The following is a 25,121-nucleotide window of genomic DNA, read 5'->3' as shown; positions in this document are numbered from 1 at the left end:
CAACAGCATATTCAGTGAATAAAAAACACCCATTTTCAGCAACCATTATCGGATCTGCCAGATGCAGAATCATGGGGTGAAAATTATTTTTATCACCCCATCACATCTTTTATGACACCCTTTAAATACAGTCTTTCCATACACTTTTCCAATATTCTCCTGCCTGTACTTAAGATGGATTACATGATGCATATTCCCTATCACTTCTCAGGCTTTTACAGGAAAAATAAACAACGTTCTTCGTTTATTCACAACCACCCTGTATAAACCTGTTTTATTATTATTTTGAATCGATTAAGTTACATGTTTCTCATAAATTATGTACAAAATTTGACAGAGAGTTTTTTCATCTTTATTATGCACTCACTATTTACTCTGAAATAACCTTTCATCTGTGTAGATTTACTACACAATCATCTTTCAACCCCATGTCATTCAGAATGACGTCATGACTGCCCACCCCTAATACTGGATTTATTCAACTTGAAAAAGATCAGACATGTTGTCTGCGCTTTTTAGGGCATAAATTACTTGTAGCGGAGACAACATGCACAGTAGTTCAACAACTGGGTCGAGGCTTTGCCTTAATACCTTTTCTTCTTCGATCGCGTTAAAAGCACTTGCTTTAAGTACTGTACTTTTTCCATTTCACAGCTTGAATGCAAGCAAGACAGCACATCAGTTTGATACTGTTGTGAACAGCAATAAACTGACTGTTGTTGCTGTTGAATCACCCACCACAGTATTCCGTGAAGGTCAGCACTTACACGGTTTTGGTTACGACCTGGTCCGCAACTATGCAGACAGCCTGAATGTTCAGCTGGACTTTCAGACTGTGGAAACCAATGCAGCCGCGCTGAAACTGGTTTCACAGGGTAAAGCCAGTTTTGCCATGACCACTGCCAGCATCCAGAGTATTGAACAGAAGCATCTGTCTTCTTTCTCTGCAACATGCGGTGAGTTTGTTACACTGGAAAAAAATGGTCTGAATACCGGATTAAACTGGGTATTCAAAAATGCTGACGATCCTTTATCTCAGACAGCCAATGCTTTCATCTGCCGTGGTAAACAGAATGGTTCAATCAACCAGCTGGCTTCTTTCTACAACCGTAACGTTGTAAAAGAAGAAGCATGGGACACCATTCAGCAGGATCTGAAAAAGCGTATGCCTGTTTATAAGGCAAGCTTTAAACGTACTGCCAAGCAATATGATCTTGACTGGCATTTACTGGCAGCGATTGGTTATCAGGAATCCTATCTTAAACCCGACTCCATTTCTCCCACTGGTGTCCGTGGTCTAATGATGCTGACCAACAATACCGCCAAAGCAATGGGTGTCACAGACCGTAATGATCCATCCCAGAGTATTCAGGGTGGTGCAAAATACTATGATCTGATGCTGGACAGGTATGAGAACATTCCCTTCCCTGACCGTAACTGGTATGCCCTGGTTGCTTACAACATGGGTCCTGGTGCTGTCGGTCAGATTCAGAAGCGTCTGAAAGCTCAGGGGAAAAATCCTGATCAGTGGGTAAATATGTATGCTTACCTTGAACGTAACAAGGTCAGTAACTCACGTTACCGCCAGGCACTCCAGTATGTAACCCGTATCAGGGCTTACCTGGAACATATTAAAACCACGCCTCAGCTGGTCAATATCTAAAGCTGCAGGCACAAAAAAAGCTTACCGAACGGTAAGCTTTTTTAAATTCAGCAACTGAAAATTATGCAGTTGTCTGTTCCAGTACCTTTTTGAACAGATCTTTCTGTTCCTGACTTGGTTTTGCAGTCTGTAATGCCATCAACTGAGACATATCACCCTGAACTTTTATTTTACCTGTCATGAATGCCTGCATAGCAGCAGCCATATCAAACTCAAGGAATACTTTACGAAGTGTTTCTGCATCCATATTCAGTGTTGTTTTCGCATTTGAAGACAAACCTTTTTTAATTGCACCGCCATCCAGTGCTAATTCTGTATTTCCAGATGCATCTGCTACAACAAGGTTAATTGCAAGGCCTGAAAGTGCTGGTGGCAGGTTCAGATCGCCCGCCTGAGCAGTTAAAGTTTCTACAGTTGAAAACCAGTCATCAGTTAAAAAAGCAGGCATGTTCTTTCCTCAATTTTTAGTTCGTTTTGTGTCGTCTCTCCAGACAACATCTGAGTAAGCAGTTGGCTCGTGACTTGTTATAGCATGTATAGTCCGTTTAGGCATAAAGTTTTTTGTACGGAGCGTTCAATTTTTAATAATATTGTTTTAATTCAGTAAAATAATACAGAAACTGCCCTGCTGACAGCTTCTGTACAGATGGATTACTCAGCAGCAAAGCCTAAATTGACCATATTGATCCGCTTGTCCTGTTCTGGATTTTCAGTTGAACAGCTTTCATTGAAATCAAACTCACGCTGTTCATCCAGTCTTTCAAAATCGAACAGTTCACGGTCAGCCAGCTGTGATGGTGACACATTCTGCAGCGCACCAAAGATGCTGTGCAGACGCTTCGGATACTGTTTATCCCAGTCCCGTAACATGTCATTTAAAATGGCACGCTGCAGATTTTCCTGTGAACCACACAGGTTACAAGGAATGATCGGGAACTTACGCATTTCTGCATATTTGATAATGTCTTTTTCTTCCACATAAGCCAGTGGTCGGATCAGAATGTTTTTCTTATCTGAAGACAGCAGTTTAGGCGGCATCGCTTTCAGACTGCCACCATGAAACAGATTCAGGAAAAAAGTTGCCAGAATGTCGTCACGGTGATGACCAAGCGCAACTTTAGTTGCTCCGATTTCCTGAGCAAAACCATAAAGCGAACCACGGCGCAGTCGTGAACATACGGCACAGTATGTCTTGCCTTCTGGTGTCAGACGTTTAGTAATGCTGTAAGTATCTTTTTCCAGAATATAATAAGGAATATTATTTTCTTCCAGATAGCGGGGTAAAACATCTTCAGGAAAGCCCGGCTGCTTCTGATCCAGGTTGACCGCAACCACATCAAAGTTAATCGGAGCAATCCGTTTGAACTGAAGCATGATATCCAGCAGGGTATAACTGTCTTTCCCCCCGGAAATACAAACCATGACTTTGTCACCTTCCTCAATCATTTTAAAGTCACGGATAGCGTGACCCACCTGGCGACGCAGCTTTTTCAGCAGACGGTAATAGGCAGAGCTTGTAGGCAGTTCCGGTTTAAAATTAAATCCCTGAGTGGATTCAACTGGCGAATACATAGACGCGATTAACCCATAAAAAAATTACTGCGCAATTTTAGCCGATTCATCTTCTCTGCGCACCAAAAGAATGTAATTTTGAAAATTACATTCTTTTGTCATATAGCTGTATTTTTTGAAATGATAAAATGGACTTTCGCGTTCATTTTTTGCCCCAGATGCTTATCTTTTGGACTTTTCCACAGTTGTCCACAAAAGCTGTGGATAACTTTGTGGATTCTAAATCACTTGACAAGTTGCTGCCCCCTGCAAGTAAGGGTTTTATTTAAATTGATCATTTTTTGATCAATTTATTTTTAATTAAATATCAGTTACTTAAATGTGTCAAGTTATGCCGATTAAAAAAAATATTAATTTTTTTTTGATTAATTAGAAGACAAACAGACTTGATTTTTTCAAAGCAAGGGTTGACTTGGTGTGGATATATTTTTCATCCCCAGTTTTTCTGATACACTCCTTTTTAATGTTCGGGGACAGAATTTTATTCTTACTACAATGAAAAAAATTTTTGACTTTTCTTGTCTGTTTTTAATGGGTGCCAGTTCAGTTCTGTTTGTAACTGAAAATACGCATGCCGGTCAGATTTACATTTATAAAGATAAAAACGGCAGTACCCTGCTGACAAACCGTAAAAGCGCTGATCAGTCCTTAAAAAGGGTGAAAGTCACTTATTATGCGGACAGCAATATCCATTCTTACAGTAACTGGGGCTCAAGCGAAGCTTCTGTACTGCCCAGTTACAGCCGCAATAAAAATGCTTTTGATTCCATCATTAAACAGGCAGCTTTACAGCACGGTGTTTCTGAAGGTCTGATCAAAGCTGTCATGCATACAGAATCTGGCTTTAACAGTAATGCACGCTCTCCAGTCGGTGCCCAGGGGCTGATGCAGCTGATGCCTGCAACCGCACGACGTTTTAATGTTTCAAATGCATACGACCCTCATCAGAATATTATGGGGGGAGCACGTTATCTCAGCTGGTTACTGAAACGTTTCAACAACAACACTTCACTGGCGCTTGCTGCATATAATGCCGGCGAAGGCAATGTCGATAAATACGGTGGTATTCCCCCTTTCCGTGAAACTCAGGATTATGTACGTCGGGTGTCCAGCCGTTTAAGCAATCTTTATTCAGGCGGTATCATTTCGACTTCAGGCAGCACAGCATCCCCTCAGATCATTGCTCAGTCCACTCATTACTCAGAGAATACCAAAGCCGCCGGCTCATCACGAAACTCATCACAGCGTCAGATTATCGTTTCTGAAGATGGCAGTTTCACAGATGCGCCTGCAGGTTCTTATGCAACAGCAAATGCGATGGCATCTGCTAAAATTTCCATTACAGACTGATCCAGATTTTTATATTTTTCTGCTTGAATTTTTGGGTTTTACACCGCATATTGACCTTTATGATTTGTAATTAATAAATCAGATTATTTTTTTATCATAAGAGGGTTTTCTCAATGATGCGGATTGGTTTGTTTTTGCTAACCAACCTCGCGGTACTGGTTGTAGCTGGCATTATTCTGTCGCTCTTCGGTGTCGGTAGTTATCATGGCGCTGGTGGTCTGAATCTGGGCAACCTGTTAGTCATCTGTTTTGTTTTTGGTATGGTTGGCTCTTTAATTTCCCTGTTCATGTCTAAATGGATGGCGAAAAAATCAACTGGCACTGAACTCATTGACCCGAATGCTCCACGCAACCAGGCAGAAGCATGGCTCGTGCAGGAAGTTGCCCAGCTGGCGCAACGTTCAGGTATCAATATGCCTGAAGTCGGTATTTTCCCTTCATATCAGTCCAATGCCTTTGCAACTGGGTGGAATAAAAACGATGCACTGGTTGCCGTTTCCACAGGACTGCTTGAACGCATGAACAAAGATGAACTGCGTGCAGTACTTGCCCACGAAATCGGGCACGTTGCAAACGGTGATATGGTGACACTTGCCCTGGTCCAGGGTGTGGTCAACGCCTTTGTAATGTTCTTTGCCCGTGTAGTCGGTGACTTTATTGACCGTAACGTATTTGGTCGTGAAGATGGTGAAGCACCAGGACTGGCTTATTTCGGTATTACCATTGTCCTTGATATCGTATTCGGTATTCTGGCGTCAGCAATTGTGATGTGGTTCTCACGCTACCGTGAATACCGCGCAGATGAGGCAGGTGCACGTCTGGCAGGTAAACAGGCCATGATTTCTGCATTATTGCGTTTACAGGCAGAATCAGAAATGCCTGATCAGATGCCTAAAGAAATGAAAGCCTTTGCAATTGCGGAAGGTAAGGAACAGGGTTTCAGCCTGGCTGCTCTTTTCCAGACCCACCCTACAATTGAGCAGCGTGTTGCGGCTCTGCAGCAACTGAACTGCCCTTAAGTTATTAAGTTGTTTGAAATAATAAAAAAGCCTCAGACTGAGGCTTTTTTTATTGCTGAATACAGCGCAAAAGACTGCCATTCATATCAATAATACAGAACAGGCTGATTTCATCCAGATGTTCAATCTCTGTAATGGCTGCACCTGAAAAATTCTGCCACGCCACAGTTTTCCATTCCTGAAAATAATGTTCCATATTTTCCACACGGATACAGGCACTGTGCCATGACTGTTTCGGGTCAAGCTCTGGATGATGGAAAAACTCAAGCAACATACCATCGCGGTTCATAATCATCCATTCATCTGAACGATAGTCACATTCAAACCCCAGGTGTTCATAAAAACGCTGTGTCTGCTCAAAATCTATTGCCGGTAAATTTGCTGTAATCATTTTCTTCCCTGTTTTTTTAATTTTTGGAGATGCCTTCCATGACTGTCTGACTGTTTCAGTACAAAGTCCGTTCAATTTATTTCAGTCCCTGATACCATTCCCATAACATCGAAATTCCAAACCATGCAGCCGCAACTATACACACCAGTACAATCAGCCCCAGCAGATCCGGGATATGGAGCCAGCACCATGCAACCACGGGATTGCGCCAGAAGGCAGAATTCTGCTGTTTCTGTTCCAGTTTTTCATGCAGAAATGGATGAACAACATGATCTTCGCTTTGAATCTGATATTCAGTCCGGATATGTTCATGAACAACATCCAGTGCTTTGCGGCTTGGGCGGATAAAAATATCAAATATGGTTCCAACAAAGGGAATAAACCCAACCACAGCATCCATTGCCGCCAGTTTCATCACACCATTCAGTTTCGCCTGTGGCACACCGATCTGCTTTGCCTTGAACACGGCATAACAGGTCAGGGCAAAACCTGCGACATCACCGGCAACGGGTATCGTACTGAGTGCTGCATCTGCCCCTACTCCCTGTTTAGTAAATGGAATACGGACTACGGAGTCCATCATATTGGCAAATTTTGCAAGATCCCGTTCAAGCCTGATCACTTCCTGGGTAGATAATTTTTTTTGCTGTAAAGGCTCTGGCATTCTTTTATTTCTCTGCATATTTCCGGTTAATTTTACTGAAAATTCAATAAATATCTGTATAAAAAAAATAATTCAGACAGAAACACCTGAAAGAATCTGGGAAGCAATAAAGAGATAGACGAGTACGCCTGTTGCATCACAGATGGAAGTGACCAGAGGTGCAGATGCACTGGCAGGATCAAGCCCGATTTTATTCAGTACAAAAGGCAAACTCATCCCAATCAGACAACCCAGCATAACGATTCCCATCATACTTAAAGCCAGAACCAGGGCGACCATTTCATCACCACGGATATAACCGAGTACCGAGACTGCAAATGCCATTGTGCCACCTAAGCACAGTGCAACCAGGCTTTCTCTGCCCAGTAAATAGAACCAGTCTTTAAACTGAACATCACCTGTGGCCAGTGCTCTGACCATCAGGGTTGCAGACTGAGAGCCGGCGTTACCGCCACTGCCCACCAGTAAGGGCAGAAAAAACACCAGTACGATGTGCGCCGCAATAATATCTTCAAAGTGAGCAATCCCGATCCCTGACAGCAGACTGCCAAAAACCAGAATCACCAGCCAGTAAACCCGTTTCTGATACAGCTGAAACACAGGTGCAGTTTTCAGACTCAGTTTATCATTTGCCTGAATTGCCCCTGATTTTAAAAAGTCTTCTGTTGCTTCATCACTTGCAACATCCATTGCATCATCATAGGTCACAATTCCGAGCATAATGCCTGCATCATCAACCACAGGCAGTGCAAGCAGATCGTAACGGGCAATCAGTTTTGCCACATCATCCTGATCATCACTGACCTTTGCCTGAAGAATATCTGTGGTCATCAGTTCATTGATGTTCTGATCTTCCCGCCCCAGGATCAGTTCCTTTAAGGACAGTACGCCCAGCAGTCTGCGTAAATCATCCAGCACATAAGCAAAGTAAATGGTTTCAGTATCGGGTGCTTCTTCCCGCAACATTCTGATTGCTTCCATCACGGTCATACCAGGTTTCAGCGTAGCGTATTCAGAGCTCATGATTGCGCCAGCTGTCCCTTCTTTATAGGCAGCCAGTTTACGGATATCTTCGCGTTCTGCCTGAGCCAGTACAGGTAACAGGGTATTCTGCTGTTCGGTATTCAGCCGTTTAAAAACATCGACACGGCGGTCTGAAGGCATGTCTTCAAACAGGGACACAAGCAGTTTATGATCAAGCACCGCCATAAACCGAGCCTGTTCCACAGGTTTTAAATAACTGAAAATATAAGCCCGATCAGGCAAATGCTGAAGCAGCAGCAATCCGCTTTGCTGTGGCAGTTGTGTCAGTACATCTGCAAGGTCTGCAGCTTTAAATGTTTTAACAGCATCCAGTGCCCGCTGAATGTGCTGATGTTCCAATGCATCATTTAATAGAAATATGAAGTTGTTGTAGCTCATCATGTGTCCTTATTTTTGATCAACCAATCATAAGAACACTGTGATAATGGTTATACAGAGAATTCTTTGACGGTTGTCTTTATGGAATTTATGTTTGAAAAATCAGTTAAATAACTAAAATTACGACTATGACTGTCCATTTGCTGATGGAATCCTCTGTTTACCGTTCATACGGCGTGGCAATACTACAAAGATCAGACCGGTTACTCAACCTGAACTACAAAACTTTACTCAGCGTTCAGACAGATCAGTCATGATCTGTTGCCCGTCCAGCTTTAAACACCGTCCGAACCAGTACATACATAAACGGAATAAAAATCAGGACCAGTACGGTACCAAAAATCACCCCACCCAGCACACTGACCCCAATTTCCTGACGGCTTGCAGCACCCGCCCCAGATGCAATGACCAAAGGAATAACGCCTGCACCAAATGCCAGTGAAGTCATCAGAATTGGGCGTAAACGTAATCCCGCACCTTCAACTGCAGCCTGCAGAGCAGTTTTGCCCTGCTCCTGAGCCATTGCAGCAAACTCCACAATTAATATGGCATTTTTACAGGACAGTCCAATCGTGGTCAGCAATGCAATCTGGAAATAAATGTCATTTGGAAATCCAGCCACATGACTGAACAGGATATTACCGCCAATCCCCAGTGGAATTGAGGCAATCACTGCTGTTGGAATGGACCAGCTTTCATACAGTGCCGCCAGACACAGGAAAATAAATCCAACGGATATCAGATACAGCCAGATTGCCTGACTGCTGGATTTCTGTTCCTGATAGGACAGCCCACTCCAGGCGACATCTATGCCCTCGTGCGTGGCAACCATATTCTGGATATCCTTCATGGCAGTCCCTGAACTGGTATGTTTTGCAGTATCAGCTTCCATCTGCAAAGCAGAATAGCCCTGAAAACGGTTAACAACATCCGGTCCACCTTCCCAGTCTATCGTGGCAAAATTACTGAACGGAATCATCTGACCTGTACTGTTACGTACAGTCCAGTACTGTAAATCCTCCGGTTTTGAGCGAAATTCTGCATCCCCCTGCATCATCACCCTTTTGATCCGACCACGGTCAATGAAGTCATTGACGTAATTTCCGCCCCATGCCGCAGACAGCGTACTGTTGATTGCCGCCTGATTCAAACCGTTGGCCATCGCCTGTTTCTGATTGACATGAATTTTCAGTTTCGCTTTGTCCGGATTGGATTTTTTGTCCAGGTTTTCAAAACTTTTAAACTGTGCAGACTGTTTCTGTAATGCATTGAACTGCTGATCCAGAAACTGACGCCCCTGTCCATTAATATCCTGAATCCAGAACTCCAAACTGTTACTGTCACCCAGACCACTGACCGAAGAAGGCAGCATGACGGTAATGGTGGCATTACGGTTCTGTCTGAAATATTTTACAGCCCGTTCACGGATTGCCTGAGCAGAATTCTGACTGTCCGGACGCTCATCCCAGTGTTTCAGTGCAACAAATCCTGTGCCTAAGTTCTGCCCTGTTCCAGAGAAATTTCGTCCATAACGGATCAGTACAATTTCAACATTCTGCTTTTCCTGTTCCAGAAAATATTTGCGGATGTCTTCACCCACTATCCGGCTGCTGGACATAGGAGCACCTTCAGCCAGCCTGAACTGCACACTCAGCACACCCTGATCTTCACTTGGAATAAAACTGGTTGGTAAGCCTCTGTAGAACAGTGCAAAAACAGCAATCAATCCTGCAAACAGCACCAGGATCACCCATTTTAACTGCAAGGTTTTCTGTATAAGCGTCAGATAACGCTGTTTCAGACATTCAAGTTGCTGATTGAACCATACTGCCCATCTAGCAGGTTTAGGATCGGGTTTCAGAATCAAAGCACACAGAGCAGGTGTCAGCACCAGTGCCACCATTAAAGACAGGCTCATGGTTGTTACCAGCGTGATGGAAAACTGACGGTAAATCACTCCGGTTGACCCTGTAAAAAAAGCCATTGGAATAAAAACTGCAGTCAAAACCACGGTAATACCAATCAGCGCACCTGTCATTTCCTGCATGGAAGCAATCGAAGCCTGCTTTGCAGTCATCTGCTGCTCATGCATCAGCCGTTCAACATTTTCCACCACTACAATCGCATCATCCACCAGCAGACCGATTGCCAGCACCAAAGCAAACAGCGTCAGTGTATTGATACTCATGCCTAAAGCGAACAGCACTGCAAATGTTCCCAGTATGACAATGGGTACAGTAATGGCAGGAATTAAGGTTGCTCGCCAGCTTTGCAGAAAAACAAACATGACAATAACCACCAGCAGGATTGCTTCAAACAGGGTCTTTACGACCTCCTTGATGGATTCCTGAACAAAGGGAGTATTGTCTCGTGGATAAACAATTTTATAACCTTGCGGCAGTTTCTCTGAAATTCGGGTCAGTTCAGCTTTAATCTGAGCGGAAGTTGCCAGTGCATTGGCACCCGACGACAGTGAAATTCCCATACCTGAAGATGGATAACCGTTGATGGTGTTGAATGTCTGATAATTTTCTGCACCGAGTTCAACCCGAGCCACATCTTTTAAATAAACGTACTGTCCATCTGTTGAAGACTTAATAATAATATTCTGAAATTCTTCGACTGTTTTTAAGCGTGAACCTGCTGTCACTTTGGCATTGAGATACTGATCCTGCACGACGGGTAAATCACCGACTCCCCCTGCTGCCACCTGAGTATTCTGAGCTTCAATGGCTGCCCGGACATCTGAAGGCATCAACTGATACTGGCGTAACAGATTCGGATTCAGCCAGATACGCATCGCATACTGTGAACCAAAAACATCCACCTCGCCCACGCCTTCAATCCGTGAAATCTCCTGCTCTATATGATCAGCAAGATAATCCCCCAGCTCAATATTGTTACTTTTACCTGTCCGGTCATACAGACCCACCACCATAAAAGTATCACCGAGCGATTTATTCACCGTCACACCCTGACGCTGTACATCATCCGGCAAACGGTTCATGACACCATTAATACTGTTCTGGACCTGAACCTGAGCGGTGTCCGGATCTGTTCCATTTTCAAAGCTCAGGCTGATACGGGCACGCCCTGATGAATCACTGCTGGAACTGAAATACAGCAGGTGATCAATTCCTTTAATCTGCTGTTCCAGCACCTGCGTGACACTTTCTTCGACCGTAGCTGCATCTGCACCCGTATAAGTCGTGGAAACCGTAATCCGGGGAGGAGCAATATCTGGATAACGCTCTACAGGTAAATTCAGTACAGCAAAGATACCGAGTGCCATGACGATAATCGCCAGAACACCTGCAAAAATGGGTCGTTGGATAAAAAATTTAGACAGCATATGTCCCGTCGCAGTATAAGGTTCTGGAGAAAAATCAGATCAGCTCTATCCAGGAAAGCTTAACAAATTTTTAAGAAGATTCAGTGACTAAAGTTAAAAATAATAAGAATCACTTACATAATCACAGAAATATATTCAGATTATGAAGAGAATATGAAGAAACAGCGTGACGTTGAACAGTAACGCTTTGTGTCTTTTTGCGAATTGTCATCTAAATGCAGTCTGCTCACATAAAACTGACTCAGGAATCAACACCAAACTTCCTGAAAACATTTTATGGACAGCACAATAATCATGAAAAAAAGAATTGCTTTAACTGTATTCAGTCTGGTCTGTCTGTCAGGCTGCAATGATGATGACAACAGTGTAAAGGTCACCACCCCTGGTCAGAAATCTGAACTGCTGATCATTGGGCATCGTGGTGCCAGTGCCCTACGTCCAGAACACACCCTGGCAGCCTATCAGCAGGCGATTGATGATGGTGCAGACTTCATTGAACCGGACCTGGTCTCCACCAAAGATGGTTACCTGGTTGCACGACATGAAAATGAAATTGGTGGAACCAGCAATGTCAGTACGCTGTCTCAGTTTGCTGACCGGAAGCAGACAAAATCCATTGATGGCGTACCACTCACTGGCTGGTTTACTGAAGACTTCACGCTCAGCGAGCTGAATCAGATTAAAGCCCGTGAACGGATTCCTGAGCTCCGCCCTGGCAATGTCAGATACAATGACCAGTTCAGCATCCCGACACTTGATCAGATTATTGATCTGGCAGAAGCTCACTATAAAAAAACAGGCAAAATTGTTGGCTTATATATTGAAACAAAACATCCCAGTTATTTTCAGCAAAAGAAACTGGGGCTGGAAGATCCATTGTTAAAAACACTGGCACAGCATGCCTATACCCGTGATATTGCTCCCGTGTACCTTCAGTCCTTTGAAGTCTCCAATCTGAAATATCTGAAAGACCAGCTTGCCCTGCATAAGTCCATTAAAAATGCCAGAATTATTCAGCTGTTTGACAGCAAACTGTTACGCCCTGCCGACTTTGTGCTGAATGGTACTCCCCTGACCTATGGAGAAATGGCAACTGCTCAGGGGCTCAAAGACATTGCAAAATATGCAGATGGTGCAGGACCTGCAAAATCCTATATTTTTAACGCAACCTATACCGCACCGTCTGATTTTGTCAAAGATGCTCATGCAGCCGGTTTAAAAGTACATCCTTATACTTTCCGTCCTGAAAATAACTTTCTTGCACCGGATCTGAAGTGCAGTACAGCTCTGGCAGATGCATCAAAACACTGTGAAGCAGGAGCCATTAAAGAGTTTGAGATGTATTTTAAAGCAGGTGTGGATGGGGTCTTTACCGATGATCCAGGACTGGGACGTAAGGCACTGAATAATTTTCAGAAAAATGCTCAGTGAGCCAGATACAGCTTTTCATCTTTAAATATGTCTAAAAACATTGAAAAATAAACTAAATTTAAGCCTCAATTAAGTTTAAAATACGACAGTATTCTAAACTTTTACTTTTCTGGCTTATGAGCGACTATTCTCCCTACAAAGGCACTACGGGTTTTAAACGTATTCTGAATGCAACAGGTTATTCCCTGGCAGGTTTCAAAGCAGCCTATCAGAATGAAGCCGCTTTCCGTCAGATTGTCTGGCTCAATATTATATTGATTCCAATCACTTTTTTTATTGATGTCACATCAGTTGAACAGGCTTTGATGATTGGTGTCTGTTTACTTGCAATCATCGTGGAACTGTTCAACTCTGCACTGGAAGCTGTGGTTGACCGTGTTTCCCTGGAACGCCACCCACTTTCTAAAAATGCAAAAGATATGGGCAGTGCTGCTCAGTTTGTGGCTCAGGCCATTATATTTTTTACATGGTTGATCATTCTGTTAAAATAACAGCATTTAAAAATTAATGAATATGTTCAAAATTGGTTGTCGTGCCCATCAGTAAATGAATCAGTTGCGTCTGAGAACTACAGCCTGTTTTCGCATATATATACTTCATATACGTTCTGACCGTACTCAAAGTAATTTTTGCTGTATCTGCAATTTCTTCTATGCTATAACCATTAACCAGGTATTCACACAGTTCCATTTCGCGCTTAGCCAGACCAAACATCTGTTTTAAATATGCTTTTTCAAGTGAATAACAGCGATCCACTTCAGTAAAAAAGATAGCAGCATGTTTCTCTGAGGTATCCATAACGGTATCTGTCAGATTCTGTGAATCATTAAATGGAAGAACACTGATCATTAAAGATCGCTCCACGCCATCAGAAATCGCCATGACTCCTCCAACTTCTCTGCCTGCCTTAACCGGATTTATAAAGATTCCATTCACCAGTTGATCAAACTTTTCCTGCTGATGTTTAGGTACGATCAGTCGATTAAACCGATCCAGTGACAGAAGGTTGTATTTTTGCAGAATATTCTGAGCACACTGATTTGAATAAGTCAGACTGCGCTGTTCATCCAGCAACATGACACCTGTTCTCATATGATCAAGGAGCTTCTGTAAACTGTGATTCTGCTGCTTAACGATACTCAGCTGACGATGAATCTGAAGACCACGGCGCAAATGTTTGGAAATCCGCTGAATAAATTCTACATTCTGCCGTTCAAAAGCAGGAGCATCCTTTGCACGATGTACACCGAGCACTGACCACCGCGAATGACCATGTTCCAGCAATACAGCACAAAACTGCCCAATTCCTGAAGGCCGCATACAACGTTCATAAAACAGATATTCATCTGTACCTGGCATCTCTGCATAATGCATCAGATTGAACTGCTCAGGCTCTCCCACCCCAACATCAAGCAGTTTCTGCGCATGAAGCCGCATATCAATCACACTGATGCGCTCATCCTGATAGGCAAGAATACTTTCAGCAGGAAGGTTGTTGCTGTAAACAAAATCATAATCTGAATACATCTGATCAACTGCGGTCAAAATGGCAGCTTTGCTCTGAGTATGCTCAACAATACGATCAATGACCTGCTGCCATACCGCAGCATTCATTGATGCATCATAAATCAAGCCAATAATTTCATTTTCACTTGCAGCATTCATGTTAACTGAATCACACAATTTTAATATTATTCACACAATAATATTATTTTAAATGCCTTGTCAAAATCATTATATATATTCATTTATATTTCATATAACAATAGTTATATTTATAATTTTTTATTTTAAATTTATTATAAAAATACATTTAATTACAATAATTTAAATTATATATTTTTTAATTTTTGTTTTAAAATTATTTAAAAACAATGGAAATAAAAATTTTAATTGCCTTAAAAAAATCTTTATTTATTATTATATAAACCTTTATTTAAATATTTTTTTATAAAAAGCAGACCAAAATAATTCATTCAGTCTGCTCTGGTACATGATCATTCAGTCGATTCAGGCTTTATTTACCACCAAAAACGTAGGAAACACCAACTCGACCACCCACTTCACCACCACCTGCAACACTGAACGCACCACTGATTGAAGTCTGTCCATCAGCAAAAACACTGGCTACACCTAAAGCACCTGCCGACTCTCCCTCATAATGTCCAATGCCACCAAACACAGCATACTGCCCTGCTTTAATATTTGGCACTGGCTGCTGAGAAGCCATGGCGATAGCAACACCTCTGTATGCTGTTTTTTCGATATCATTCAGTTTATTGTTTAACTGTACAACCCGTGAATCTGCATACGATCTTGCTGATGCCAAAGTATTTGCATCGGCATCTTTCATCTGCTTCACATTGACCGCATCTGTACTGGCAGTACCCGCTGCGACATTGATCACCTGTCTTTCACTGCCACTTGCACCCACTGAAACGGTGTTATCACGGTCACTTGCCGAGCCATTGCCCAGGACAACTGCATTTTTTGCTTTTGTATTGACGTTATTTCCCATCACAAAAGTATTGTCCTGACTGATGGTATTATTATTACCAAAAGCATAACTTGCATTTCCTGTGACATTGTTTGGATCACCAAATGCACCTGAGTTATTTCCTTTAACAATGTTTCCTGTTCCAATGCTGATGGACTGCCTTCCTAAAGCCTGTGCATTTTTACCGATTGCAATGGCTTCATCTCCACCTGCTAAAGTGTTAACTCCAATTGCAAGTGAATCTGCGCCCTGTGCTGTTGCTTTGGCAGTTTTATCTGCAGCATTGATCTGAACGTTGACCGAACCATTTGCATTGGCATCTGTATAAGCCTTTGCCTGAGCAATAATGGATGCACCCGTCTGATCTGTATGCTGTCTGGCAGCTGCAATTGCTGACTGCTCACTGTCTGTAATAGCTTTGTTGACTCTGGCTGTTTCTTTTGCGGCATCTGCTTTCAGCGCTGTTGCAGTATCTGCCGTAGTTTTATTTGCCGCAGCCAGTGTTGCTTTATCTCCATCTGAAACTGCTTTGTTGACACGGGTCGTTTCTGTTGCGGCTTCTGTACGGATCACTGCTGCGGTGTCTGCTGTAGTCTTGTTTGCAGATGCAAGTGTTGCTTTATCTCCGTCTGAAATTGCCTGATTGACTTTCGTTGTTTCTGATGCAATTTCTGCACGGATGGCTGTTGCAGTGTCTGCTGTGGTTTTATTGGCTGATGCCAGGGTCGCTTTATCACCATCAGAAATTGCTTTATTGACACGTGTCGTTTCTGTTGCAGCTTCTGATCGGATGGCTGCTGCTGTATCTGCTGTGGTTTTGTTGGCTGATGCCAATGTTGCAGCATCTCCATCTGCTATGGCTTTATTGACACGGGTTGTTTCTGTTGCAGCTTCTGCTCGGATCGCAGCTGCTGTATCTGCTGTGGTTTTATTGGCTGATGCAAGGGTTGCAGCATCTCCATCTGCTATGGCTTTATTGACACGGGTCGTTTCTGTTGCAGCTTCTGCTCGGATCGCTGTTGCTGTATCTGCTGTGGTTTTGTTGGCTGATGCAAGGGTTGCAGCATCTCCATCTGCTATGGCTTTATTGACACGGGTCGTTTCTGTTGCAGCTTCTGATCGGATGGCTGCTGCTGTATCTGCTGTGGTTTTATTAGCTGATGTCAGTGTTGCAGCATCTCCATCTGCGATGGCTTTATTGACACGGGTCGTTTCTGTTGCAGCTTCTGATCGAATGGCTGCTGCTGTATCTGCTGTGGTTTTATTGGCTGATGCCAGTGTTGCAGCATCGCCATCTGCGATGGCTTTATTGACACGGGTCGTTTCTGTTGCAGCTTCTGTACGGATGGCTGCTGCTGTATCTGCTGTGGTTTTATTGGCTGATGCAAGGGTCGCAGCATCGCCATCTGCTATGGCTTTATTGACACGGGTCGTTTCTGTTGCAGCTTCCGATCTTAATGTTGTAGCTGTTGATGTAGTGAACGCTTTTGCATCTGTCAGTGTCTGTGCAGCCGTGTCATTCATCTGTGTTAAATTGACAGCCTGATGCCCCTGATTTGCAGCGGCTACATTACTGATCTGAGTATTCTGAGCATCAATATTTTTTAACTGCAACAGTCCCAGAACTTCCAGATCCTGAACCGTCACTTTCCCACTCACAGACAAATTACCATTAAAATTACTCAGCCCGTTGAAGTTAAACAAACCTTGCCCATTTCCAGCATTTTGAGCACTGAATAAAACCGCCCCTGCCGGATCATTGACTGCAAACGCCTGAGTCTTAATATCTGCGCTGACAATCTGATTTAAACCTGTCAGTGTTCCATTCACCTGAAGATCCGTAGTGGTCAGTTTTCCACCCACTGTGGTATCACCATAAATAGATGCATTACCCGTAGTAACACTGTCACCATTAACCGAAAAATAAGCTTTACCATTTCCCTGGTTCTGTATGGAAAACAGTTGAGTTGTTCCTGTTGCATCATAAATATTCAGACCACCATTCAGCTGTGAAATCCCAGTAACTGTACCATTCACCTGAAGATCACCGGTGGTCAGTTTTCCACCCACTGAAGTATCACCATGAATCCATGCATTACCCGTAGTAACACTGTCACCATTCAGCTGAAAATACCCCTTACCATTGCCCTGATCCTGTATCAGAAACAAATTATTGGCGCCTGTTGCATCATTAATATTCAACCCCCCATTTAAATGAGTCAGACCTGTAATTGTGCCATTTACCTGCAGTTCATTCGCTGTCAGTTTTCCATGAACTGTGGAATCACCAGTAGTTACACTGTCACCATTCAGCTGTAAATACCCTTCACCACTTCCCTGATCCTGTATGGAAAACAGTTGAGCAGTTCCCGCTGCATCATTAATATTCAGCCCCCCATTTAAATGAGTCAGACCTGTAATCGTGCCGTTTACCTGCAGTTCATTCGCTGTCAGTTTTCCATTAACGGTTGAATCTCCCTGGACTAATGAATCTCCCACCGTATGACTATTACCATTGAGATATAATGCACCTTTACCATTTCCCTGATCTGAAATGGAAAAAAGGTTAGTTGTTCCCACTGCATCATTAACAGTCAGCCCACCATTTAAATATGAAAGCCCTGTAATCGTGCCGTTTACCTGAAGCTCACTGGCTGTCAGCTTTCCATTAACGGTTGAATTTCCCTGGACTGTAGAATCTCCCGATGTATAACTATCGCCAGTAAGCTGCAAATACCCTTCACCATTTCCCTGATCCTGTATGGACATCAGGTTATATGTACCTGCTGCATCATTAATATTCAGACCACCATTAAGCTGTGATAAACCTGTAACAGCACCATTCACATGAAGTTCATTGGTGGTCAGCTTTCCACTGACGGTTGAATTTCCCTGGACTGTAGAATCTCCCGATGTATAACTGTCACCATTAAGATACAGAACGCCTTCACCATTTCCCTGATCCTGTATGGACATCAGGTTATATGTACCTGCTGCATCATTCACAGTCAGCCCACCATTAAGCTGTGATAAACCTGTAACAGCACCATTCACATGAAGTTCATTGGTGGTCAGCTTTCCATTCACAGTCGAGTTTCCACTGACATTGGAATCTCCATTTATATTGGCGTTACCATTTACAGTCAGGTTTGGTGTGGTTATATAATTCGGTGCATCGACATCATCAGTTATTGCGGCTTTTACTGCTCCTGCCTGCATAATTGTGCATATTGCCAGAGCCAGTGACGAATATTTTTTGTTCATTTTAGAATCCTTAATGTTATTTACTTATTGTTTTTAAATCTCCTGAACTATAATTTTTCAAAAACGCCAATTCCATCCCACAATTTAGGGATTGTTTTTAACTATTCATTAGAATAACTAAAATATCTGGTAAAAACCTTGACCACTTATAAAATTTAAATACATGAAAATTTTAAATAAAATACTTCGCACACCGACTTACACAGTATCAGTTCAATAAAAAAGGCCGCTCATTGAGCGACCTTTTTCATCGGAAATAAATGTGAGTAAGAGAATGAGTAAATGCAGATCAGATCAGCACATTATCATTCCATCACAGACACTTATTTTGATACAGTGCAGATTACATCATTCCGCCCATACCACCCATGCCACCCATATCAGGCATTGCTGGTTTGTCTTCTGGGATATCAGTAATCATACATTCAGTTGTTAACATCAAACCTGCTACAGATGCAGCATGTTCAAGCGCAGAACGGGTTACTTTCGCTGGGTCAAGAATACCCATTTCAAGCATGTCGCCATACTGTGAAGTTGCAGCGTTATAACCGAAGTTACCTTCACCGTTTTTCACAGCATTGATCACAACTGAAGGCTCATCACCTGCGTTAGCTACGATCTGACGTAAAGGCGCTTCAATCGCACGACGTAAAATGTTGATACCAACGTTCTGATCATCATTTACACCAGTGACACCATCAAGCGCTTTCGCTGCACGAACCAGTGCAACACCACCACCAGCTACAACACCTTCTTCAACCGCAGCACGCGTTGCATGAAGCGCATCGTCAACACGGTCTTTCTTCTCTTTCATTTCAACTTCAGTTGCAGCACCAATTTTGATAACCGCTACACCGCCTGCCAGTTTAGCAACACGTTCCTGAAGTTTTTCTTTGTCATATTCAGAAGTTGATTCTTCAATCTGAGCACGAATCTGAGTCACACGTTCAGCAATCTGGTTTGCATCGCCTGCACCATCAACGATTACAGTATTTTCTTTAGACACTGTAATTTTGTGCGCAGTACCCAAGTCCTGAAGAGATGCAGTTTCCAGAGACATACCTACTTCTTCAGAAATTACAGTTGCACCAGTCAGGATTGCGATATCCTGAAGCATTGCTTTACGACGGTCACCAAAACCAGGCGCTTTAACCGCACATACTTTAATGATACCGCGCATGTTGTTCACAACAAGTGTAGCCAGCGCTTCGCCTTCAACATCTTCAGCGATGATAAGAAGTGGTTTACCTGTTTTAGCAACAGCTTCAAGCACAGTAATCAGTTCACGGATGTTGCTGATTTTTTTGTCAACAAGAAGAATGAACGGGTTTTCAAGTTCAGCAGTCAGCGTGTCCTGCTTGTTTGCAAAGTACGGGCTGATATAACCACGGTCAAACTGCATACCCTCAACAACGTCCAGCGCATCTTCAAAGCCTGAGCCTTCTTCAACAGTGATCACGCCTTCTTTACCGACTTTTTCCATTGCCTGAGCAATCAGTTTACCTACAGTCTCATCAGAGTTTGCAGAGATAGAACCGACCTGTTCAATGGCTTTGGTATCTGATGCAGGTTTTGCAGTCGCTTTGATTTCAGCAACCAGTGCTTTTACAGCAAGATCAATACCGCGTTTCAGATCCATTGGGTTCATACCTGCTGTTACAGATTTGATCCCTTCGTTCAGGATTGCCTGAGCAAGAACAGTTGCAGTTGTTGTACCATCACCTGCGATGTCATTGGTTTTGCTTGATACTTCACGAACCAGCTGAGCGCCCATGTTTTCAAATTTGTCTTTCAAAGAAATTTCTTTGGCAACAGTTACACCATCTTTAGTGATGTGCGGCGCACCGAAAGAACGGTCGATCACAACGTTACGGCCTTTAGGACCTAAAGTTACTTTTACAGCATCTGCAAGTGTGTTTACACCAGCGATCATTTTTGAACGCGCTGAATCACCAAATTTTACGTCTTTAGCTGACATGCTAAACTCCTGAATCTTTTAAATTTTAAAAATATAACCAGATGTATTAAGTCTCAACGGTAAAAGGATTAACCTTCCAGTACCGCTAAAATGTCAGACTCTTTCATAACAAGAAGTTCTTCACCTTCAACTTTTACTTTAGTACCTGCATAAGCACCAAACAGTACGTTATCGCCCACTTTAACATCCAGAGCACGTACACCGTTGTCAGTTACTTTACCGTTACCGACAGCAATCACTTCACCCTGAGCTGGTTGTTCAGCAGCAGAAGTACTCAGAATCAGACCACCAGCTGTCTTGGTTTCTTTTTCAACACGACGGATAACAACGTTGTCATGTAAAGGACGGATCTTGCTCATTTCTAACTCCATGGACATTGTTTCAATGTCATTCAATTGCACTGTGAAGATGACTTCTTATTCCTGGTCATCAACAAAATTTTTGATATGCCACTTTTGTGGGGATGGAAAAAAAGGTTTAAAGGGCTAACTGAAAAAATAATTCATTTTTTGTATTTTTTTCAGGCAAAGTCGTGATCTCTGCCGTTTTATAATTCGTCCAGTACATTTGTCCGAAAGCGCTTCGTTCTGACATCGAAATAATAATACTGAACCGTGCCATCATTCTGAATGACATTAAAGCTGTTACCGAATCCATGATGCAGACGATATGAAGTTGCTGTTCCTGCATGAATTTCAAGTACAGGATGCATGGCATTCAACTGATAAATATAATTCAGGTCATAAACCGCTGACTGATGCAGATGTCCATGCAATAAAGCAAAAAGCCCGTTTTTAGACCAGCTTTCCAGAGCAATCCGCCCCTGTACAGGACAATCCTTCACAGCGTGAGCATGCTGGCTGTCCACATAAAAAGGCTGATGAGTGACTACTATTTTCAGCTTATCTGCGGGAGCTTCAGCCAGCCTGTTGCTGACCCACTGAATCTGCTCCATGGAAATGTGTCCACGTGTGTGATATCTGCGGCGGATGCTGTTCAGACCAATCAGATAAAAATGTTCTGTGTCGAAAACAGAATCGGTATTTCCAAAAAAAAGTCTGTAACGTGTAAAAGGTTTAAACACCCTGTTCCACAGATCAAACAGAGAAATGTCGTGATTGCCTGGCACAGTCAGATAAGGGGTTTCCAGACTGTCCAGAAATTTTTTACAATGCAGAAACTCAATGTATTTTGCCCGCTGGGTCAGATCTCCGCTGACCACAACAGCTTCAGGCTGATGGGTCTGACAGAACTGACGGATGGCTTCCATACAGTCTTTATTTTCAGTGCCAAAATGCAGGTCAGACAGGTGCAGAATCATCAGGAACCATGACCTCCAGTGCATTTTTCAGAACGGATATCTTTAAAGGTGGTTTCATCTCCACCAGTTCTCCATCTATTGCCACGGTCAGTTTTTTACTTTTTGAATCAATCCTGACCTGATCAGCTGAAAAACTGTAAACATCAGGAGCTTTGTCTATTTTCCCACGGATCAGTTGCCATAACAGTCTGAACAGCGTCCGTTTATCACTTTTGGCGACCACTACTCCCGCGACTTTACCCAGTGCAGCACATTCAGCAATTCTCAGTTTAAAGTCTGCAAGCTGAAGCTGATTATTTCCAAAAAAAATCAAAGGCGTTTTGACAGGATAGGTCTTTCCATCCACAGAAATCTCAAGCTTCAGCTCTTTTCTGTCCCTGATCAGCACATCCAGACCTGAACTGTAAGCAAACAGTGGAAAACGTCCAAACTTACTGTTCAGCTGCTCTCTTTTCTGAATAAATAAAGGATATAAGCCCAGACTGGCATTATTCATATAAATCTGATCATTCAACTGCGCCAGATGTACAGCCCGCTTCTTTCCTGTTGCAATCACTTTTGCAGCCTGCATCAGATCCAGTGGAATATCGAGCGCCCGAGCTACATAATTGAAAGTACCCAAAGGTAAAATCCCCATCGGAATATTCTGCCCTTTCAACCTTAAAGCAACGGCATTCAAAGTCCCATCACCGCCAGCTGTGACAATAATCCCCCTGTTTTTATGCTGAAGATGCCTGGTGATCACTTTCTGGAAAAGAACATCAAAATCAGGCTCAGAACTGATCTCATAAGACTGAATTTCAAAACCATAATGGGTCAGTTCAGCCACCAGCTGTTCGTAAATATCCTCTTTCCCCGATGCATGGAAACCCGATTTTTCATTATAAATGATGGAAAGAGGTTTAAGCTGTTCAGCCATTTTTTATACATCTTTAAAGTGTTTATTCTAATTTTGTCCAAATATCCGACAATTAAAAGCACCTTTATGTAAAATTCGAATTACCACCATTTATTTAATCAATAATAATTCTCATAAAAACATTAGCTCTAATATATTGTTTTTAAATAATATTATTAAAAAAAATAATCCTCATAAAAACAGTAAATATAAATAATAAACTTTATTTAAATACATAAACAATTGATTAAAAACAATATTATTAAAAATAAGCACAATATTCCATAAAAAGTCCATACTTCCTTTAGTCTTATTTTTTTTATGATTTTATGCTTTAATACAGCCACTTTTTTTTATATTTCATCTGGACAATGTATCACGTTGTTCAGATCATACTTTGTACAGCTTTATTGTACACATTTAGATAGGCCTCACCATGACCCAAGTGAACGCACCAGAATTCGTTCGTCATCCCAAGCTTATTGCATGGGTTGAAGAAATTGCTAAATTAACCAAACCTGCAAAAATTGAATGGTGTGACGGAAGCGACGAAGAAAATCAGCGTTATATCGACCTGATGATCGCTAACGGCACTATGCAAGCTTTGAATCAGGAAAAACACCCTGGTTCATATTTAGCGAATTCTGATCCGTCCGACGTTGCTCGTGTTGAAGGTCGTACATATATCTGTTCTGAAAACCAGGCAGATGCCGGTGCGACCAACAACTGGGAAGCTCCTGCAGAAATGCGTGCCCGTCTTAACGGTTTATTTGATGGCGCAATGGAAGGCCGTACCATGTACGTGGTTCCATTCTCTATGGGCCCTCTTGGTTCACACATTGCACACATCGGTATCGAAATCACTGACTCTCCTTATGTTGCTGTCAGCATGCGTAAAATGGCTCGTATGGGCAAAGCTGTTTACGATGTACTGGGTACAGATGGCGAATACATTCCTTGCGTACACACTGTTGGTGCTCCGCTTGCTGAAGGTCAGAAAGACGTTGCATGGCCTTGCAACCCTGAAAAATATATTGTGCATTATCCAGAAACCCGTGAAATCTGGTCTTACGGTTCAGGTTACGGCGGTAACGCACTGTTAGGTAAAAAATGCCTGGCTTTACGTATTGCATCCTCTATGGGTCGTCAACAGGGCTGGTTAGCTGAACACATGCTGATCCTTGGTGTAACGAACCCACAAGGTGAAAAACACTATATCGCTGCTGCGTTCCCATCTGCATGTGGTAAAACCAACTTTGCAATGCTGATTCCACCAGCTGGCTACGAAGGCTGGAAAATTGAAACTGTAGGTGATGACATTGCCTGGATCAAACCAGGTGAAGATGGTCGCTTATATGCAATCAACCCAGAAGCTGGTTTCTTCGGTGTTGCGCCAGGTACAAACACCAAGACCAACCCGAACTGTATGGCTACACTGACTAAAGATGTAATCTATACAAACGTTGCTGTAACTGACAATGGTGAAGTATGGTGGGAAGGTCTTTCTAAAGAAGTACCTGCTAACCTGACTAACTGGAAAGGTCAGCCGCACGTTGCTGGTGAAAAAGCAGCTCATCCAAATGCACGTTTCACTGTTTCAGCTGGTCAATGTCCTTCGATTGACGCTGACTGGGAAAATCCAGCGGGTGTTCCAATTTCTGCGTTCATCTTCGGTGGTCGTCGTGCAGACACTGTGCCTCTGATTTCAGAAGCATTTGACTGGGTTGATGGTGTTTACAAAGCTGCAACTATGGGCTCTGAAACAACTGCTGCGGCTGTTGGTCAACAAGGTATCGTCCGTCGTGACCCATTCGCAATGCTTCCATTTGCGGGCTATAACATGGCTGACTACTTCTCACACTGGTTGGAGCTGGGTGAAGAAGTTGGTGCAAAAGCTGCGGCTAACGGCAACAAATTACCAGGTATCTACAACGTGAACTGGTTCCGTCGTGATGCTGAAGGTAACTTCGTATGGCCTGGTTTCGGTCAGAACATGCGTGTTCTTGAGTGGATCATTGACCGTTGTGAAGGTCGTGCTACTGCAATTGATACACCAATCGGTCGCGTACCAACTTATGAACAGCTGAACTGGACTGGTTCTGACTTCACTAAAGAACAGTTTGATCTTGTAACTTCACAGGACAAAGATCAGTGGATCAAAGAACTTGAAAGCCACACTGAACTGTTCAACAAATTAGGTGACCGTTTACCTAAAGCACTTAAAGCTCGTCAGGACGAACTTTTAGAAGCTGTTAAAAAATCTGCTTAATCCCCTTTCAGATCCCTCTTTTATAAAGAG

At 42.8% G+C, this 25,121-nt stretch carries 18 protein-coding genes; 6 read left to right on the top strand and 12 right to left on the bottom strand.

Features of this window, described 5'->3' with window-relative positions; all coding sequences use genetic code 11:
* Positions 1–547 precede the first annotated feature (547 nt).
* Positions 548–1,663 (top strand): transglycosylase SLT domain-containing protein, encoded by a 1,116-nt coding sequence (locus CDG61_RS05475; protein WP_087513232.1) that lies wholly within the window; start codon positions 548–550, stop codon positions 1,661–1,663.
* A gap of 61 nt (positions 1,664–1,724) precedes the next feature.
* On the opposite strand, the gene CDG61_RS05470 is transcribed toward CDG61_RS05475, so the two are convergent.
* Positions 1,725–2,111: an SCP2 sterol-binding domain-containing protein gene (locus tag CDG61_RS05470; protein WP_087513233.1), complete on the bottom strand. Its 387-nt coding sequence runs from the start codon at positions 2,109–2,111 to the stop codon at positions 1,725–1,727.
* A 203-nt stretch (positions 2,112–2,314) separates the two neighbouring features.
* Positions 2,315–3,235 (bottom strand): tRNA 2-thiocytidine(32) synthetase TtcA, encoded by a 921-nt coding sequence (ttcA, locus tag CDG61_RS05465; RefSeq protein WP_087513234.1) that lies wholly within the window; start codon positions 3,233–3,235, stop codon positions 2,315–2,317.
* Positions 3,236–3,730: 495 nt separating this feature from the next.
* On the opposite strand from ttcA, the gene CDG61_RS05460 reads away from it, so the two are divergent.
* Both CDG61_RS05460 and htpX read left to right on the top strand, forming a co-directional pair.
* Positions 3,731–4,585: a lytic transglycosylase domain-containing protein gene (locus tag CDG61_RS05460; protein WP_087550683.1), complete on the top strand. Its 855-nt coding sequence runs from the start codon at positions 3,731–3,733 to the stop codon at positions 4,583–4,585.
* Positions 4,586–4,698: 113 nt separating this feature from the next.
* Entirely contained in the window at positions 4,699–5,604 is a 906-nt protein-coding gene (gene htpX / locus CDG61_RS05455) for a protease HtpX (RefSeq protein WP_087513236.1), read from the top strand.
* 49 nt (positions 5,605–5,653) lie between these two features.
* Here the strand turns inward: htpX and CDG61_RS05450 are convergent, their stop codons facing one another.
* From CDG61_RS05450 to CDG61_RS05435, 4 genes are all read right to left on the bottom strand, one after another.
* A complete protein-coding gene (locus CDG61_RS05450) occupies positions 5,654–5,995 on the bottom strand; it encodes a hypothetical protein (protein ID WP_087550861.1) in 342 nt (113 codons plus the stop codon).
* Positions 5,996–6,071: 76 nt separating this feature from the next.
* Positions 6,072–6,659 carry a DUF4112 domain-containing protein gene (locus CDG61_RS05445; RefSeq protein ID WP_087550682.1) on the bottom strand — a complete coding sequence of 196 codons (588 nt, stop codon included), beginning with the start codon at positions 6,657–6,659 and terminating at the stop codon, positions 6,072–6,074.
* Between the two features lie 72 nt (positions 6,660–6,731).
* Positions 6,732–8,081 (bottom strand): magnesium transporter, encoded by a 1,350-nt coding sequence (gene mgtE / locus CDG61_RS05440; RefSeq protein ID WP_087550681.1) that lies wholly within the window; start codon positions 8,079–8,081, stop codon positions 6,732–6,734.
* A 247-nt stretch (positions 8,082–8,328) separates the two neighbouring features.
* On the bottom strand, positions 8,329–11,433 hold the full coding sequence (locus CDG61_RS05435) for a multidrug efflux RND transporter permease subunit (protein ID WP_087550680.1): 3,105 nt from the start codon (positions 11,431–11,433) through the stop codon (positions 8,329–8,331).
* A gap of 294 nt (positions 11,434–11,727) precedes the next feature.
* On the opposite strand from CDG61_RS05435, the gene CDG61_RS05430 reads away from it, so the two are divergent.
* Together CDG61_RS05430 and CDG61_RS05425 are read left to right on the top strand one after the other, a co-directional pair.
* A complete protein-coding gene (locus tag CDG61_RS05430; RefSeq protein WP_087550679.1) occupies positions 11,728–12,864 on the top strand; it encodes a glycerophosphodiester phosphodiesterase in 1,137 nt (378 codons plus the stop codon).
* 116 nt (positions 12,865–12,980) lie between these two features.
* A complete protein-coding gene (locus CDG61_RS05425; RefSeq protein ID WP_087550678.1) occupies positions 12,981–13,355 on the top strand; it encodes a diacylglycerol kinase in 375 nt (124 codons plus the stop codon).
* A 13-nt stretch (positions 13,356–13,368) separates the two neighbouring features.
* Here CDG61_RS05425 and CDG61_RS05420 read toward each other — a convergent pair whose 3' ends face one another.
* From CDG61_RS05420 to CDG61_RS05395, 6 genes are all read right to left on the bottom strand, one after another.
* Positions 13,369–14,529 (bottom strand): LuxR C-terminal-related transcriptional regulator, encoded by a 1,161-nt coding sequence (locus CDG61_RS05420; RefSeq protein WP_087550677.1) that lies wholly within the window; start codon positions 14,527–14,529, stop codon positions 13,369–13,371.
* Positions 14,530–14,881: 352 nt separating this feature from the next.
* Complete coding sequence (locus CDG61_RS05415) at positions 14,882–18,625, bottom strand: YadA-like family protein (RefSeq protein WP_087550676.1); 3,744 nt, start codon at positions 18,623–18,625, stop codon at positions 14,882–14,884.
* A 343-nt stretch (positions 18,626–18,968) separates the two neighbouring features.
* Positions 18,969–20,603, bottom strand: a complete 1,635-nt coding sequence (gene groL / locus CDG61_RS05410; RefSeq protein ID WP_087513245.1) for a chaperonin GroEL — start codon at positions 20,601–20,603, stop codon at positions 18,969–18,971.
* 68 nt (positions 20,604–20,671) lie between these two features.
* Positions 20,672–20,962 (bottom strand): co-chaperone GroES, encoded by a 291-nt coding sequence (locus tag CDG61_RS05405; protein ID WP_067669103.1) that lies wholly within the window; start codon positions 20,960–20,962, stop codon positions 20,672–20,674.
* Positions 20,963–21,150: 188 nt separating this feature from the next.
* Positions 21,151–21,924: a metallophosphoesterase family protein gene (locus CDG61_RS05400; protein WP_087550675.1), complete on the bottom strand. Its 774-nt coding sequence runs from the start codon at positions 21,922–21,924 to the stop codon at positions 21,151–21,153.
* On the bottom strand, positions 21,905–22,843 hold the full coding sequence (locus CDG61_RS05395; RefSeq protein ID WP_087550674.1) for a diacylglycerol/lipid kinase family protein: 939 nt from the start codon (positions 22,841–22,843) through the stop codon (positions 21,905–21,907). The genes CDG61_RS05400 and CDG61_RS05395 overlap by 20 nt, the downstream gene beginning before the upstream one ends.
* Before the next feature lie 415 nt (positions 22,844–23,258).
* On the opposite strand from CDG61_RS05395, the gene CDG61_RS05390 reads away from it, so the two are divergent.
* Positions 23,259–25,091 (top strand): phosphoenolpyruvate carboxykinase (GTP), encoded by a 1,833-nt coding sequence (locus CDG61_RS05390; protein ID WP_087513248.1) that lies wholly within the window; start codon positions 23,259–23,261, stop codon positions 25,089–25,091.
* The last annotated feature ends 30 nt before the right edge of the window (positions 25,092–25,121 follow it).

This window comes from Acinetobacter sp. WCHAc010052, from assembly GCF_002165295.2.
In the GTDB taxonomy this organism is placed as follows: Bacteria; Pseudomonadota; Gammaproteobacteria; order Pseudomonadales; family Moraxellaceae; genus Acinetobacter; species Acinetobacter chinensis.
The sequence above is the reverse complement of the archived record's forward strand: the minus strand, read 5'-3'. Positions and strand labels throughout refer to the sequence as shown.